We start from the raw sequence: 14,385 nt of genomic DNA on the forward strand, positions 1-14,385 counted from the left end.
GGTTGCGGCAGGCGGTTTTCCAAAGCGAAGCCAGCCGAAAGCAACTCGGTGAGAAACCAAAGAAGGCCGTCCCAATCCGGGGCGGCCTTTTTCGTTAAGTCCCCAAAACATTGGTTGCACACATCTTGGTGTCGCACGCGAATACGCCAAGCTTGCGTTGAGTGGCGCCCCTCGACACAATTGCAGTCAGAAATGTCCTGTAGGGGAGGATAATGGGATGACCAAGCATGTTGAGATCGGCCGGACTGGGGTCAGGTTGCCGCAAATAGGGTTCGGTTCAACAGGGCTGGGAAGCATTCCACAGATATATGGATACGAAGTAGACGAAAGCCGTGCACTGGATACCATCAGGACAATTCTCCAACGTCCGGATGGCTTCATTGATACAGCGCGCGGGTATGCGTTGGGCCGAAGCGAAGAACGTATCGGGCAAGTCATTCGTGAGCTGGGCGGGTGGCCCGAGGGCCGGGTTCTGTCCACGAAACTGGACCGCGACATGGAGAGCAACAGGTTTGATGCGACACAAGCGCGAAGGTCGCTTGAAGCAAGCCTTGAAGCCCTTGGCGTCGACCAGGTGGATGTTCTTCACCTTCATGACCCTGAATACGCCGCAGATCTTTCCGAAGTGACCGGCACGGGCGGCGCGCTTGATGAGCTGTTTCGGATGAAGGAAGAGGGCTTGGCCAAAGCTGTGGGGCTTGCCGGTGGTCGAATTGACGTCCTGATGCCTATGCTACGCGATCGTGAGTTCGACGTCCTTCTGACGCACAACAGGCATACAGTCGTCAACATGAATTCCGCTCCGTTGATTGAACTTGCGCGTTCCAAGGGAGTGACCGTTCTGAATGCGGCGCCTTATTCCGGAGGAATATTGGCCAAGGGAAGTTCCGCTCATCATTTCTACGTATATCGGCCTGCAACCGAAGCTGTTCTGGGCCCGGTTCGTGCTGTCGAGAGTCTCTGTTCCCGCTACGATGTCCCGTTGGGGGCGCTAGCGTTGCAATTCTCGGTCAAAAACGCAGATATAGCTTCGACAATCTGCGGCGCGACATGGCCGCAGCACGTGGACCAGACATTCGAATGGGCCGACTGGTCTATCCCGGATGCGGTCTGGACAGAGCTGGCGGAATTGGGGCAATCCCAAAACGATCCTGAAGCCGGGTAGGGTCTTCAAGATTCAGCGCGGCGGCTCAACGCTCGTTGGACAATCCGCATTTGGGACTTGGTGGCATTTCCCCCTTGCCAAACAGCGCCAACCCCACTAAACCGCGCGAGTTCTCGGTGAGAACGTGAAGGCGGGGTGATTCCCGCCTTTTGGGTTCGATGAGGGTTGGCGATGAGCGCCCGTCCTCCTCTCAACTCCAACGCCTGAAAAAAGGCTGTAAATATGCAAAGCCAAAACATCCGTATTCGGCTGAAGGCATTTGACTATCGCGTCCTGGATGCCAGCACGCAAGAGATCGTCAACACTGCAAAGCGGACCGGCGCGAACGTGCGCGGCCCGATCCCGCTGCCGAACAAGATTGAGAAGTTCACGGTTCTCCGTGGCCCTCACGTTGACAAGAAATCCCGCGATCAGTTCGAGATCCGTACGCACAAGCGTCTCTTGGACATCGTAGATCCGACCCCCCAGACCGTGGACGCGCTGATGAAGCTCGACCTGGCCGCTGGTGTGGACGTCGAGATCAAGCTGCAGTCGTAAGATCGGAGGGTATTGATGATGCGCTCTGGTATTATCGCAAAAAAAGTCGGCATGACCCGCCTGTTCATGGAAGACGGCAAGCAGATCCCTGTGACCGTTCTTCACTTGGACAACCTGCAGGTTGTTGCACAGCGTACCGCTGACAAAGACGGCTACACCGCCGTTCAGCTGGGCGCCGGTGCTGCTAAGGCAAAACGCACCTCGAAGGCCATGCGCGGCCACTTCGCCGCCGCCAAGGTCGAGCCCAAGCGCAAGCTGGCCGAGTTCCGCGTGTCGGAAGACGCGCTGATCGAAGTGGGCGCCGAGATTTCGGCAGATCACTTCCTGGCTGGTCAGAAAGTTGACGTTTCGGGCACCTCGATCGGTAAAGGCTTTGCCGGTGCAATGAAGCGCCACAACTTCGGTGGTCTGCGCGCCTCGCACGGTGTTTCGATCAGCCACCGTTCGCACGGTTCGACCGGTCAGTGTCAGGACCCGGGCAAGGTGTTCAAAGGCAAGAAGATGGCCGGTCACATGGGTGCTGCCCGTGTTACCACCCAGAACCTGGAGGTCGTCAAAACCGACGCCGACCGTGGTCTGGTCTTCATCAAAGGCGCCGTTCCCGGACCGAAGTCGGGCTGGGTTACCGTCAAGGACGCCGTCAAGAAGAAAGCACCGGAAGGCCTGCCTTTCCCGGCTGCTGTGAAATCGGCTGCAACCGAAGCACCTGCGGAAGAAGCACCCGCGGAAGGTGGTGAAGCATGAAACTTGATGTAATCAAACTGGACGGCAAGAAAGCCGGCAACATCGAGCTGGATGCGGACCTGTTCGGCCTGGAGCCGCGCGCGGACATCCTGCACCGTGTGGTCCGTTGGCAGCGCAACAACGCGCAGGCTGGCACCCACAAGGTGAAGACCCGCTCGGAAACCAGCTACTCGACCAAGAAGATCTATCGCCAGAAGGGCACCGGTGGCGCACGTCACGGTGACCGCAACGCGCCGATCTTCCGCAAGGGTGGCATCTACAAGGGTCCGACCCCGCGTTCGCACGGCCACGACCTGCCGAAGAAGTTCCGCAAGCTGGGCCTGCGCCACGCACTGTCGGCCAAGGCCAAAGCCGGTGAGCTGGTCGTGATCGAAAGCGCCGAAGCCGAAGGCAAGACCGCCGCACTGGCCAAGCAGGTTGCAAACCTGGGCTGGAAGCGCGCTCTGGTCATCGACGGCGCCACCGTGAACGAAGGGTTCGCCCGCGCAGCCCGCAACATCGAAGGTCTGGATATCCTGCCGTCGATGGGCGCAAACGTCTATGACATCCTCAAGCGTGACACCCTGGTGCTCACCAAGGCGGGTGTCGAAGCACTGGAGGCTCGACTGAAATGAGCGCGAAGGCAGAACACTACGACGTGATCCGCAAGCCGATCATCACCGAGAAAACGACCATGGCGTCCGAAAACGGCGCGGTTGTCTTCGAGGTCGCGATCGACAGCAACAAGCCGCAGATCAAAGAGGCCGTCGAGGCGCTGTTTGGTGTGAAGGTCAAAGCGGTAAACACCACCGTGACCAAAGGCAAGGTCAAGCGGTTCCGCGGCCAGCTGGGCAAGCGGAAAGACGTCAAAAAGGCCTATGTGACCCTGGAAGAGGGCAACACCATCGACGTGACCACCGGTCTCTGACCGGACCCGTCTTTGGAGAGAGAAAAAGGCCCCCGCCGAAAGGCGGGGGTTTTTTTTGACCTCCGGGATAGGTTAACCGTGTTGGTGAAGAAATAACCCGATGAGGTGCAGAAAATTAACCAGTAAGGTTTACATTCTCAACCTCCGATGTTATATCATGAATACTCAATGAGGAGCGAACCAATGACAACGACTGAAATTGGAAAGGAGCTGCGGAAACTACGAATTGATGAGGGTGAACGTCTTCTGGATATGTCTAAGCGACTTGAAAAATCCTCTGCGTTCATCTCTGCCGTCGAGCGCGGCAGCAAGAGCCCGCCCTCTGGCTTCGAAGATCTTGTGATTTCTGTTTATCATCTTGTCGGAGATGCTGCCCAAGCGCTTCGCAAGGCGGCAGACAGGTCACGCAAGTCTTTTACAGTTGAGGCCAACTCGCCACTTGCCCGCGACACAGCCGGCTTAATGGCGCGCCGGATGGATTCACTATCCGAGGACGAGCTCAAGAGCATCTTCGAAATCCTCAGCAAGAAGGACGAACCATGACTCAGGCTAACGACTTTATTGTACCTCCCCGCAGTTGGCCGGAAATTGGCGGTATTGCCGACAACCTCCGGCACAACTTGGGGCTCGCCAATGAGCCCCACTTGCCAGTGATCGAATTGATTGAGCAAGTCCTTGATCAAAAGCTTGAACTGCTTCGATTGGAAGTGGGGGATCGAGCCGAAATGTGTGGCGCAGAGGGTTTGACCTGCCCCAATGGCGATTTCATCATGCTGCGGGATGATGTCTATGAAGGTGTTTGGGCTGGTCAGGCCCGCCCTCGGTTTACGACTGCGCACGAACTCGGTCACTGGGTAATGCACACGAATATTTCGATGGCCCGCTCGCAGCGAGGTGACGGCACTCCGCACTTTCGGCTCGCCGAACCACAAGCCAATCAATTTGCCGCGGAAATTCTGATGCCCGAGCAGTTCATTACGGCGATGGATCAGGAAGACGATCTTATTAGGCGTTTCAATGTTTCTTGGGATGCGGCGCGCAACCGCCTTCTTTACCTGCATAAGAAAGGGAGGTTGTAACGAAAGAAGGCTCAGGTTGCAGCCCGAGCCTCCAAACGAATTCTGTATCGTGCTAACCGGGGCTTGACGATGCAGTGCCTCCCGAAAGCGCAAATCAGTCTCGTAGCAGGGCCGATTTTTAGCGCACTTCGGGTCAAATGGCAAGATACGCCCCGATGAAGGACGGTGTGATGACGAAGCGTTCACTCACTCCTCCGCCCGGTTACCGGTACGTGTTCCGCCCTTGGCGGACCTGCCCAAAGACCGGGCAGCGGCTCTACGCGAAAGCGTTCGGGTTGCGGGCGTGGCCAATCCTCCTTCCGGAGTAGGTCAGCAAACAGAGAACTTGGTGGGCGAGTCATCGCCCTCCATTCATATCAACTTGCCGAAAGGAATGTAAAAATGGCTCGTAAAACCTTTAAGATTGGTCGCAGCGCAAAGACTGGCCGCTTCACAACCGTCAAACGTGCGCAAACAAAAAAGTCCACTCACGTGGTCGAATCCATCAAAAAGAAAAAGTGAGGGCGCGGCAGGTCTCTGTTTGGGGTTTGGGGAAACCTGCCTTCGGGTGTGCATCGGGGAATTATAAAACCCCTATAGACACCCTCCTCCAACCCTGCTAAACGCTCCCAATCTTGCGGCCTCGGATTCGTTCCGGGGCCTCTGATATTTGCAACCGGGGACCTTCGGGGCCCTATAACCTGGGCACCTACGGGGGCCTCTCACATAGCGGGGATTGATCCTCGCGCTTGCTAAACGGAAGACAGAAAGCATGGCACTCAAGTCGTACAAACCGACGACGCCGGGCCAGCGCGGGCTGGTGCTGATCGACCGTTCGGAGCTTTGGAAAGGACGTCCGGTCAAGTCTCTCACTGAGGGTTTGACCAAATCGGGCGGCCGGAACAACACCGGACGGATCACTTCACGCCGCCGTGGCGGTGGCGCAAAGCGTCTCTACCGGATCGTTGACTTCAAACGGAACAAACTGGATGTGGCGGCAACCGTCGAGCGGATCGAATACGACCCGAACCGGACCGCGTTCATCGCACTGATCAAATATGACGACGGCGAGCAGGCCTATATCCTGGCGCCGCAGCGTCTGGCGGTTGGCGACAAGGTCATCGCTTCGGCCAAGGCCGACATCAAGCCCGGCAACGCGATGCCGTTCTCGGGCATGCCGATCGGTACCATCGTGCACAACATCGAGATGAAGCCCGGCAAGGGCGGTCAGATCGCGCGTGCAGCGGGCACCTACGCCCAGTTCGTCGGCCGCGATGGCGGCTATGCCCAGATTCGTCTGAGCTCGGGCGAGCTGCGCATGGTGCGCCAAGAATGCATGGCCACCGTCGGTGCCGTGTCGAACCCCGACAACAGCAACCAGAACCTCGGCAAAGCCGGTCGTATGCGCCACAAGGGCGTGCGTCCGTCGGTCCGTGGTGTTGCCATGAACCCGATCGATCACCCCCACGGTGGTGGTGAAGGCCGGACCTCGGGTGGCCGTACGCCGGTTACGCCTTGGGGTAAGGACACCAAGGGTAAGCGTACCCGCAACAAGAACAAAGCGTCCCAGAAGCTGATCATCCGCTCGCGGCACGCCAAGAAGAAAGGGCGTTAAGACATGTCTCGCTCTGTTTGGAAGGGTCCTTTCGTCGACGCTTACGTGCTGAAAAAAGCCGAAGCTGCGCGCGAGTCGGGCCGCAACGAAGTCATCAAGATCTGGTCGCGTCGTTCCACCATTCTGCCCCAGTTCGTGGGTCTGACCTTTGGTGTGTACAACGGCCAGAAGCATATCCCGGTAAACGTCTCGGAAGACATGATCGGTCAGAAGTTCGGTGAGTACTCGCCGACCCGGACCTATTATGGCCATGCCGCAGACAAAAAAGCGAAGCGGAAGTAAGTCATGGGCAAGGAAAAGAACCCCCGCCGCGTGGCTGAAAACGAAGCAATGGCAAAAACCCGTATGCTTCGCACCAGCCCGCAGAAACTGAACCTGGTTGCGCAAATGATCCGCGGCAAGAAAGTCGAGAAGGCTCTGACCGACCTGACTTTCTCGAACAAGCGTGTCGCGCAGGACGTAAAAAAGTGCCTGCAGTCCGCAATCGCGAACGCCGAAAACAACCACAACCTGGACGTGGACGAGCTGATCGTCGCCGAAGCATGGGTTGGTAAGAACCTGGTCATGAAGCGCGGTCGTCCGCGTGCCCGTGGCCGTTTCGGCAAGATCATGAAGCCGTTCTCGGAGATCACCATCAAGGTGCGTCAAGTTGAGGAGCAAGCCTAATGGGACATAAAGTCAATCCGATCGGCATGCGCCTTCAGGTCAACCGCACCTGGGACAGCCGTTGGTACGCAGATACCAAGGACTACGGTGATCTTCTGCTGGAAGACCTCAAGATCCGTGAGTTCATCAAGAAAGAGTGCAAGCAGGCCGGCATCGCCCGTGTGATCATCGAACGTCCGCACAAGAAGTGCCGCGTCACGATCCACACCGCGCGTCCCGGTGTCATCATCGGCAAGAAAGGCGCGGACATCGAAGTTCTGCGCAAGAAAATCGCGCAGATGACCGACAGCGAACTGCACCTGAACATCGTCGAAGTGCGCAAGCCGGAACTCGACGCGCAGCTGGTTGCCGAGTCGATCGCTCAGCAGCTGGAGCGCCGAGTTTCGTTCCGCCGCGCGATGAAGCGGTCGGTTCAGAACGCCATGCGCATGGGCGCCCTGGGTATCCGGGTGAACGTCGCTGGTCGTCTGGGCGGCGCCGAAATCGCACGGACCGAGTGGTACCGCGAAGGCCGCGTGCCTCTGCACACCCTGCGTGCCGACATCGATTACGCACATGCCGAAGCGATGACCCCCTACGGGATCATCGGGATCAAGGTCTGGATCTTCAAAGGTGAGATCATGGAGCACGATCCGCAGGCACGTGACCGTAAAGCACAGGAACTCCAGGACGGCCCTGCACCTCGTGGTGCTGGTGGCGGTCGTCGCTAAGGAGGGAAAGATATGCTTCAACCAAAGCGTACAAAATTCCGCAAGATGCACAAAGGCCGGATCAAGGGTGAAGCCAAGGGCGGCTCTGATCTGAACTTTGGCACCTACGGTCTGAAGGCTCTGCAGCCCGAGCGCGTCACTGCACGCCAGATCGAAGCTGCGCGTCGTGCCATGACCCGTCACATGAAGCGTCAAGGTCGCGTCTGGATCCGGATCTTCCCGGATACCCCCGTGACCTCGAAGCCTACCGAAGTCCGTATGGGTAAAGGTAAAGGCTCGGTCGACTATTGGGCAGCCAAAGTGAAGCCCGGTCGCGTGATGTTCGAGATCGACGGCGTCAACGATGAAATCGCGCGCGAGGCTCTGCGCCTGGCTGCGATGAAGCTGCCGATCAAGACCCGCGTGGTGGTCCGCGAGGACTGGTAAACCGGTCTTGCCAAGACTTCAGAAAACCCCGCCGAACCGGCGGGGTTTTTTGTTTTTCGGATGGTTTGGGTTAGGCTCCGCTTCAGCTTTTGATAATTTGGAAAAGCCTAGAACAGGGGGCCTCAAATGGTTTCGACGTCAGAGATAGAAAAGATTGACGACGGCTTCTTTGCCGCACTGAACGCAATGTTCGAGGGTGACGTTGCACCGATGGAGGCGCTGTGGTCGCATGCGGACGATGTCATCTATATGGGCCCGTCACCCGATCTGTTCCACGTTGGGTGGAAAGTCACGGATCAGGATTGGATCGCGCAGGGTCGGGCGCATCTGGGCGGGTCGATCAAAGTGCTGAACCGGCATGTTGTGGTTGGGGATACGCTTGCCACTGTGCATCATGTCGCCGAGGCATCGGGGCAGGGCGATGGGGCCGGTATCCGGATGCGCGGCACGAATGTCTATCGCCATGAAGGTGGAGCGTGGAAGCTGATCGCGCATCACAGCGACCCGTTGCCCTATATTGACTTGTGACAGCAGCAGGGGTTTTCCAAATTCGAAGAAAGTTCCTCTATCGCGCCTGGGCGTCGAATAGGGTAATGGACGCCCATGGCACAGATTGAATCACTCTTCGTTACCCGTCTCTACCGCGCCGCTCTGTCTGAGTTTGATCCAAGGATCGATCCGGAGGAGCTGCAGAACTCGTGCCTTGTCATTGCTGAGGATGACGAGGCCGGGCAGGAGTGGTGCGAAAAAAACGGCTATCCGGGTTACACCAGCTATGCCTCGTTGACTGATCTGCCCTGGCGGTTTCCGATCTTTCAGGACTTGGTGAAGACTTTGGATCAGCACGTGGCTGCATTCGCAAAAGACCTTGAGTTTGATCTCGATGACCGGGAATTGAAGCTGGAGGATCTTTGGATCAACATCCTGCCCGAGGGTGGAATGCATGCCAGCCACATCCATCCGCACAGTGTGATTTCTGGAACGACCTATGTGTCAATGCCGGAAGGCGCCAGCGCGCTGAAGCTGGAGGACCCCCGCTCGGGCCGCATGATGGCCGCGCCGGTGCGCCACAAGGGCGCCCGACGCGAATTGCAGCCCTTCATTTATATGAAGCCGAAGGTCGGCGACGTTCTGCTGTGGGAAAGCTGGCTGCGCCACGAGGTGCCCATGAACATGGCCGAAGAAGAACGGATTTCGGTGAGTTTTAACTATAAGTGGGAGTGAACTCCTTGGGTCGTATTTAACTGCCGGCATTGTGCCGGTTTGATCTGCGCCCATAGGCGACGACTGTCGTCGTCCTGCGAACCGAAATCGATGCGTGACCGAAAGCCCCATTCCGCAGCCGTTCTCTGGCGCCGGTCGGTTCGAGATGCCTATACCTTCCCTGTGAAAAGAAAGGCAGGTCCAGCGCAAGCCCCCTTTTGACCAGCTCCGCGCCGATGTCCTGCCCATTGGGTAGGTATGCAATTCCAACTAACCGGTCATAGGATGTTTCGCCGTTCAGCTTGACGGTAATCACCTGACCTTTGCAGATTTCGACCATCGTCCACTTTGCCTTTAGGCCCCATGGCATGTCCAGCTCGGGCGCATCAATGCCGGCTAGACGGATCTTTGTTCCACGGACAATGATTGTGTCGCCATCGATCACATAGGCGCGCCCCGTCAGAACGCGGTTGGAGGGAACAACACTCGGCTGTTGTCGCGGGATTGCGCGTTTCCGTGTGGAGGCTTGCGGAGGCTTTTGATGGCCTCTATGACGGGCGACAAAGCGTGGCTTTCTTGATATTAAAACAACTAGAAGTGCCGCAAACCCAATTAGGACAACCAGTTCCATTTTTTTCCACCGTTCCTAAGTCAGCGGGCTGAAGATACTTCAAGGGTTTCACGTGTCTTTTGAGTTTCGGCCAAACCCGTTTCCACAGAAGACAACGCGCAAGTGGTCAGGTTCTGACGTGACCCGTTGGTTGCCCGGTTCTGGCTGCAAAACTTCCTCTTGCCACCCACCCACCAAACCCTTATACGGCGGCATCCTGCGGTCTCCCGGCGTTGTCGGGCGATTCGCATGTCTATCATTCATCCACCAGGTCCAAGGTGACCCGTGTACGGGGCCTTCTGGTGTTTTGAGCAAAGGAAAAGGCGATGAACGCCCAAGAACTGCGTGAAAAGACCCCGGACCAGCTCCGCGAGGAACTGGCCAACCTGAAGAAAGAAAGCTTCAACCTGCGCTTTCAACAGGCCACCGGTCAGCTGGAAAACACTGCTGGTATCAAAGCGGCCCGCCGCAATGCTGCCCGCGTCAAAACCATTCTGAACGAAAAGGCCGCTGCCGCGGCATCCGAGGAGTAATCAGATGCCCAAGCGTATCCTGCAAGGCACCGTGACCAGCGACGCCAACGAACAGACCATCACCGTTCTGGTCGAGCGCCGTTTCAAGCACCCTCTGCTGCAGAAAACCGTTCGTAAGTCCAAGAAATACCGGGCTCACGACGAAAAGAACGCCTTCAAGGTCGGCGACACCGTACGCATCATCGAATGCGCGCCGAAATCGAAGACGAAACGTTGGGAGGTTCTGGAGGCCTAAGCCTCCGGGACTTTTCCATTTGTCGAAACCCTGGGGGATTTAACAAGACCAGCCCCCACAGGTCGGGAGAAACCACATGATCCAGATGCAGACCAATCTGGATGTCGCTGACAACTCCGGCGCACGCCGAGTTCAGTGCATCAAGGTCCTGGGTGGTTCCAAGCGTAAATACGCCTCCGTTGGCGACATCATTGTCGTCTCGGTGAAGGAAGCCATCCCGCGCGGCCGCGTAAAGAAAGGTGACGTCCGTAAGGCTGTCGTCGTACGCACCGCCAAGGAAGTCCGTCGCGAAGACGGCACAGCGATCCGTTTCGATCGCAACGCCGCCGTCATCCTGAACAATAACAACGAGCCAGTCGGTACCCGTATCTTTGGCCCCGTTGTTCGGGAATTGCGCGGCAAGAACTTCATGAAAATCATCTCGCTGGCTCCGGAGGTGCTGTAATCATGGCTGCTAAACTCCGCAAAGGCGACAAGGTCGTCGTGCTGGCCGGCAAGGACAAGGGCAAAGAGGGAACCATTTCCTCGGTTGACCCCAAAGCCGGTAAAGCTGTTGTCGAAGGCATCAACATTGCCATCCGTCACACACGTCAGTCTCAAACCTCGCAAGGTGGTCGCCTGCCTCAGGCAAACCCGATCGAGCTGTCGAACCTGGCGCTGCTGGACAAGAACGGCAAAGCAACCCGCGTTGGCTTCCGCATGGAAGGTGACAAGAAGGTTCGCTTCGCGAAGACCACAGGGGACGTGATCGATGCTTGATTCCGCAACCTACATCCCGCGTCTGAAAGCTCAGTACGTTGAAACCATCCGTGCCGCTCTGAAAGAAGAGTTCGGCTACAAGAACGACATGCAGCTGCCCAAGCTGGACAAAATCGTTCTGAACATCGGTTGTGGTGCTGAGGCGGTCAAAGACTCGAAGAAAGCGAAAGCTGCTGTCGAAGATCTGACTGCTATTGCAGGTCAAAAGGCCGTTGCAACCAAGGCGAAGAAGTCGATCGCGGGTTTCCGCGTCCGTGAAGACATGCCGCTGGGCGCGAAAGTGACCCTGCGCGGTGACCGGATGTACGAATTCCTGGATCGCCTGATCACCATCGCGCTGCCGCGCGTTCGTGACTTCCGCGGTGTTAAGCCGTCTTTCGATGGTCAGGGCAACTTTGCCATGGGCATGAAAGAGCACATCGTGTTCCCGGAAATCGATTTCGACAAGGTCGATGAGGTCTGGGGCCTGGATATCGTAATTGCCACCACAGCGAAAACCGACGCTGAAGCGAAGAGCCTGTTGAAAGCATTCAACATGCCGTTCAACGCGTAAGCGCCGGGAGGATTGAGACATGGCTAAAAAAGCAATGATCGAACGCGAGAAGAAGCGCGAACGCCTGGTGGCCAAATATGCCGCAAAGCGTGCCGAGCTGAAAGAAATCGCGAATGACGAGAGCCGCCCGATGGAAGAGCGTTTCAAAGCGCGTCTGAAACTGGCGAAACTGCCGCGCAACAGCTCGGCTACCCGTCTACACAACCGTTGTCAGCTGACCGGTCGTCCCCACGCTTACTACCGTAAGCTGAAGGTAAGCCGTATCGCGCTGCGCGAGCTGGGTTCTGCTGGTCAGATCCCCGGCATGGTGAAATCGAGCTGGTAAGGGAGACATAGATATGAATGATCCTATCGGCGATATGCTCACCCGTATCCGTAACGCGCAAATGCGCGGCAAGTCCACCGTTTCCACCCCGGCGTCCAAGCTGCGCGGTTGGGTTCTGGACGTGCTGGCGGACGAAGGCTACATCCGTGGCTATGAAAAGACGACCGGTGCAAACGGTCATCCGGCCATCGAAATCAGCCTGAAATACTACGAAGGCACTCCTGTCATTCGCGAGCTGAAGCGGGTTTCGAAACCCGGTCGTCGCGTCTACATGGGCGTCAATGACATCCCACAGGTCCGTCAGGGTCTGGGCGTGTCGATTGTCAGCACTCCGAAAGGTGTGATGTCGGACGCAAACGCTCGCTCCAACAATGTTGGCGGCGAAGTGCTCTGCACCGTCTTCTAAGGAGGTCTGCAATGTCTCGTATTGGTAAAAAACCGGTCGAGCTGCCCAGCGGCGTTACCGCCTCTGTGTCGGGTCAGACCATCGAAGTCAAAGGTCCGAAAGGCACCCGCAGCTTCACCGCCACCGACGACGTGACGCTGTCGGTTGAAGACAACGTGGTCAAGATCGACCCCCGTGGCATGTCCAAGCGTGCCCGCCAGCAGTGGGGCATGAGCCGCACCATGGTTGCCAATCTGGTAACCGGTGTGACCGAAGGCTTCAAAAAAGAGCTGGAGATCCAGGGTGTTGGTTACCGGGCTCAGATGCAGGGCAATACCCTGAAGCTGAACCTGGGCTACAGCCACGATGTTGATTTCACTGCTCCGGAAGGTGTCACCATCACCGCGCCGAAGCAGACCGAAATCGTTGTGGAAGGTATCGACCAGCAGCAGGTGGGCGAAGTCGCGGCCAAAATCCGCGAATGGCGCCGTCCCGAGCCGTACAAAGGCAAGGGCATCCGCTACAAGGGCGAGTTCATCTTCCGCAAGGAAGGCAAGAAGAAGTAAGGACGAACACAATGGCAAACAGCAAAAGAACCCTGTTTCTGAAGCGCCGCCTGCGCGTTCGGAACAAACTTCGCAAGGTCAACGCGGGTCGTCCGCGTCTGTCCGTACACCGTTCGAACAAGAACATCTCCGTTCAGCTGATCGACGACGTACGTGGCGTGACCCTGGCCTCGGCCTCGACCCTGGAAAAGGATCTGGGTGTTGTTGGCAAGAACAACGTCGAAGCGGCCACCAAAGTGGGCGCAGCCATCGCCGAGCGGGCCAAGAAGGCCGGCGTCGAAGAGGCTTATTTCGATCGTGGCGGCTTCCTGTTCCACGGCAAGGTGAAGGCAGTTGCCGACGCTGCGCGTGAAGGCGGCCTGAAAATCTAAGACCTGTGGGCGGGTTTCGATCCGCCCCGATGATCCGGGGGCCTCGGCGTCGGTCGAGGCTCACTTGGATTGAAGAAAACGGCGTCAAGCGCCACATGAGAAAAGGGATGCCAAATGGCAGAACGTGAAAACCGTCGGGGCCGTGGCCGCGACCGTGAAGAAGCACCGGAATTTGCCGATCGTCTGGTCGCAATCAACCGCGTGTCGAAAACCGTAAAAGGTGGTAAGCGCTTTGGCTTCGCCGCTCTGGTGGTTGTTGGCGATCAGAAAGGCCGCGTGGGCTTTGGCAAAGGTAAAGCGAAAGAAGTACCTGAAGCCATCCGCAAGGCGACCGAGCAAGCCAAGCGTCAGATGATCCGCGTGCAGCTGCGCGAAGGCCGGACCCTGCACCACGACATCGAGGGCCGTCACGGCGCCGGTAAAGTGGTCATGCGCACCGCACCGGAAGGTACCGGTATCATCGCCGGTGGTCCGATGCGTGCCGTGTTCGAAATGCTGGGCGTAAAGGACGTTGTGTCCAAGTCGCTGGGCTCGCAGAACCCGTACAACATGATCCGAGCCACCATCGACGGCCTGAAGAAAGAACAGAGCCCGCGTTCGGTTGCCGCGCGTCGTGGCAAGAAGGTCGCCGATATCCTGCCCAAGCGGGATGAAGCACCGGCTGAAGCCGAAGCGTAAGGAGAGCGAGCAATGGCAAAAACCATCGTCGTCAAGCAGATCGGTTCGCCGATCCGTCGCCCCGCCGAACAGCGCGCAACCCTGATCGGTCTGGGCCTGAACAAGATGCACAAGACCCGCGAATTGGAAGACACTCCGTCGATCCGCGGCATGGTCAACAAGATCCCGCATCTGGTTGAGATCATCGAAGAGCGCGGCTGAGCGCCAACTTCGAAAGCCTAATGAACGCCTCCGATCTGATCGGGGGCGTTTTCATTTTTGGCCGTCGCCTGCGCGGAATGTCGGAAGACCGCCTTTTGCGGTGAACTAGGGCAAGGCCTGGCCAGGAATTTGCAGGTA

26 protein-coding genes are annotated in these 14,385 nt (G+C 57.6%); 25 read left to right on the forward strand and 1 reads right to left on the reverse strand.

Annotated elements, in window-relative coordinates; translation table 11 throughout:
- Nucleotides 1-217 precede the first annotated feature (217 nt).
- The 14 genes from ACR0EF_RS17565 (at nt 218) to ACR0EF_RS17630 (ending at nt 9,052) form a co-directional block, all read left to right on the forward strand.
- Nucleotides 218-1,165: an aldo/keto reductase gene (locus ACR0EF_RS17565; RefSeq protein WP_170343453.1), complete on the forward strand. Its 948-nt coding sequence runs from the start codon at nt 218-220 to the stop codon at nt 1,163-1,165.
- A 222-nt stretch (nt 1,166-1,387) separates the two neighbouring features.
- Complete coding sequence (gene rpsJ / locus ACR0EF_RS17570) at nt 1,388-1,702, forward strand: 30S ribosomal protein S10 (protein ID WP_008756422.1); 315 nt, start codon at nt 1,388-1,390, stop codon at nt 1,700-1,702.
- 18 nt (nt 1,703-1,720) lie between these two features.
- Nucleotides 1,721-2,446 (forward strand): 50S ribosomal protein L3, encoded by a 726-nt coding sequence (gene rplC / locus ACR0EF_RS17575; protein ID WP_170343454.1) that lies wholly within the window; start codon nt 1,721-1,723, stop codon nt 2,444-2,446.
- Nucleotides 2,443-3,060: a 50S ribosomal protein L4 gene (gene rplD / locus ACR0EF_RS17580; protein ID WP_170342972.1), complete on the forward strand. Its 618-nt coding sequence runs from the start codon at nt 2,443-2,445 to the stop codon at nt 3,058-3,060. Before rplC ends, rplD begins: the two co-directional genes overlap by 4 nt.
- Nucleotides 3,057-3,353, forward strand: coding sequence for a 50S ribosomal protein L23 (locus ACR0EF_RS17585; protein ID WP_093965341.1), 297 nt, complete (start codon nt 3,057-3,059; stop codon nt 3,351-3,353). The genes rplD and ACR0EF_RS17585 overlap by 4 nt, the downstream gene beginning before the upstream one ends.
- Before the next feature lie 183 nt (nt 3,354-3,536).
- The gene (locus ACR0EF_RS17590) at nt 3,537-3,896 is read left to right on the forward strand and encodes a helix-turn-helix domain-containing protein (RefSeq protein WP_170373354.1); all 360 of its coding nucleotides are present in this window, start codon (nt 3,537-3,539) and stop codon (nt 3,894-3,896) included.
- Entirely contained in the window at nt 3,893-4,432 is a 540-nt protein-coding gene (locus ACR0EF_RS17595; RefSeq protein ID WP_170373355.1) for an ImmA/IrrE family metallo-endopeptidase, read from the forward strand. Before ACR0EF_RS17590 ends, ACR0EF_RS17595 begins: the two co-directional genes overlap by 4 nt.
- A gap of 751 nt (nt 4,433-5,183) precedes the next feature.
- Nucleotides 5,184-6,026, forward strand: a complete 843-nt coding sequence (gene rplB, locus ACR0EF_RS17600) for a 50S ribosomal protein L2 (RefSeq protein WP_093965344.1) — start codon at nt 5,184-5,186, stop codon at nt 6,024-6,026.
- A 3-nt stretch (nt 6,027-6,029) separates the two neighbouring features.
- Nucleotides 6,030-6,308: a 30S ribosomal protein S19 gene (rpsS, locus tag ACR0EF_RS17605; protein ID WP_005980699.1), complete on the forward strand. Its 279-nt coding sequence runs from the start codon at nt 6,030-6,032 to the stop codon at nt 6,306-6,308.
- Nucleotides 6,309-6,311: 3 nt separating this feature from the next.
- The gene (gene rplV / locus ACR0EF_RS17610; RefSeq protein ID WP_039538267.1) at nt 6,312-6,692 is read left to right on the forward strand and encodes a 50S ribosomal protein L22; all 381 of its coding nucleotides are present in this window, start codon (nt 6,312-6,314) and stop codon (nt 6,690-6,692) included.
- Nucleotides 6,692-7,402, forward strand: coding sequence for a 30S ribosomal protein S3 (rpsC, locus tag ACR0EF_RS17615; protein ID WP_093965346.1), 711 nt, complete (start codon nt 6,692-6,694; stop codon nt 7,400-7,402). Before rplV ends, rpsC begins: the two co-directional genes overlap by 1 nt.
- A 12-nt stretch (nt 7,403-7,414) precedes the next feature.
- Entirely contained in the window at nt 7,415-7,828 is a 414-nt protein-coding gene (gene rplP / locus ACR0EF_RS17620; RefSeq protein ID WP_005980704.1) for a 50S ribosomal protein L16, read from the forward strand.
- A 126-nt stretch (nt 7,829-7,954) separates the two neighbouring features.
- Nucleotides 7,955-8,356, forward strand: coding sequence for a YybH family protein (locus ACR0EF_RS17625; RefSeq protein WP_170373356.1), 402 nt, complete (start codon nt 7,955-7,957; stop codon nt 8,354-8,356).
- Nucleotides 8,357-8,431: 75 nt separating this feature from the next.
- Nucleotides 8,432-9,052 (forward strand): 2OG-Fe(II) oxygenase family protein, encoded by a 621-nt coding sequence (locus tag ACR0EF_RS17630; RefSeq protein ID WP_170373357.1) that lies wholly within the window; start codon nt 8,432-8,434, stop codon nt 9,050-9,052.
- 16 nt (nt 9,053-9,068) lie between these two features.
- On the opposite strand, the gene ACR0EF_RS17635 is transcribed toward ACR0EF_RS17630, so the two are convergent.
- Nucleotides 9,069-9,662 (reverse strand): thermonuclease family protein, encoded by a 594-nt coding sequence (locus tag ACR0EF_RS17635; protein ID WP_170373358.1) that lies wholly within the window; start codon nt 9,660-9,662, stop codon nt 9,069-9,071.
- 305 nt (nt 9,663-9,967) lie between these two features.
- On the opposite strand from ACR0EF_RS17635, the gene rpmC reads away from it, so the two are divergent.
- The 11 genes from rpmC (at nt 9,968) to rpmD (ending at nt 14,247) form a co-directional block, all read left to right on the forward strand.
- A complete protein-coding gene (rpmC, locus tag ACR0EF_RS17640; RefSeq protein ID WP_093965352.1) occupies nt 9,968-10,174 on the forward strand; it encodes a 50S ribosomal protein L29 in 207 nt (68 codons plus the stop codon).
- A gap of 4 nt (nt 10,175-10,178) precedes the next feature.
- Entirely contained in the window at nt 10,179-10,409 is a 231-nt protein-coding gene (rpsQ, locus tag ACR0EF_RS17645) for a 30S ribosomal protein S17 (protein ID WP_170342963.1), read from the forward strand.
- Nucleotides 10,410-10,485: 76 nt separating this feature from the next.
- On the forward strand, nt 10,486-10,854 hold the full coding sequence (gene rplN, locus ACR0EF_RS17650; RefSeq protein ID WP_008757934.1) for a 50S ribosomal protein L14: 369 nt from the start codon (nt 10,486-10,488) through the stop codon (nt 10,852-10,854).
- A gap of 2 nt (nt 10,855-10,856) precedes the next feature.
- Nucleotides 10,857-11,168 (forward strand): 50S ribosomal protein L24, encoded by a 312-nt coding sequence (rplX, locus tag ACR0EF_RS17655; RefSeq protein WP_068340764.1) that lies wholly within the window; start codon nt 10,857-10,859, stop codon nt 11,166-11,168.
- Nucleotides 11,161-11,721: a 50S ribosomal protein L5 gene (gene rplE, locus ACR0EF_RS17660; RefSeq protein ID WP_170373359.1), complete on the forward strand. Its 561-nt coding sequence runs from the start codon at nt 11,161-11,163 to the stop codon at nt 11,719-11,721. The genes rplX and rplE overlap by 8 nt, the downstream gene beginning before the upstream one ends.
- A 19-nt stretch (nt 11,722-11,740) precedes the next feature.
- Nucleotides 11,741-12,046, forward strand: coding sequence for a 30S ribosomal protein S14 (gene rpsN / locus ACR0EF_RS17665; protein ID WP_068340744.1), 306 nt, complete (start codon nt 11,741-11,743; stop codon nt 12,044-12,046).
- Nucleotides 12,047-12,059: 13 nt separating this feature from the next.
- Complete coding sequence (gene rpsH / locus ACR0EF_RS17670; protein WP_170373360.1) at nt 12,060-12,452, forward strand: 30S ribosomal protein S8; 393 nt, start codon at nt 12,060-12,062, stop codon at nt 12,450-12,452.
- 11 nt (nt 12,453-12,463) lie between these two features.
- Nucleotides 12,464-12,997, forward strand: a complete 534-nt coding sequence (rplF, locus tag ACR0EF_RS17675) for a 50S ribosomal protein L6 (RefSeq protein WP_170373361.1) — start codon at nt 12,464-12,466, stop codon at nt 12,995-12,997.
- Nucleotides 12,998-13,008: 11 nt separating this feature from the next.
- A complete protein-coding gene (rplR, locus tag ACR0EF_RS17680; RefSeq protein ID WP_010437103.1) occupies nt 13,009-13,368 on the forward strand; it encodes a 50S ribosomal protein L18 in 360 nt (119 codons plus the stop codon).
- Between the two features lie 114 nt (nt 13,369-13,482).
- The gene (rpsE, locus tag ACR0EF_RS17685; RefSeq protein ID WP_093965365.1) at nt 13,483-14,046 is read left to right on the forward strand and encodes a 30S ribosomal protein S5; all 564 of its coding nucleotides are present in this window, start codon (nt 13,483-13,485) and stop codon (nt 14,044-14,046) included.
- 12 nt (nt 14,047-14,058) lie between these two features.
- Nucleotides 14,059-14,247 (forward strand): 50S ribosomal protein L30, encoded by a 189-nt coding sequence (rpmD, locus tag ACR0EF_RS17690; protein WP_093965366.1) that lies wholly within the window; start codon nt 14,059-14,061, stop codon nt 14,245-14,247.
- Nucleotides 14,248-14,385: the final 138 nt, after the last annotated feature.

The organism is Ruegeria sp. CG8 (assembly GCF_056537165.1).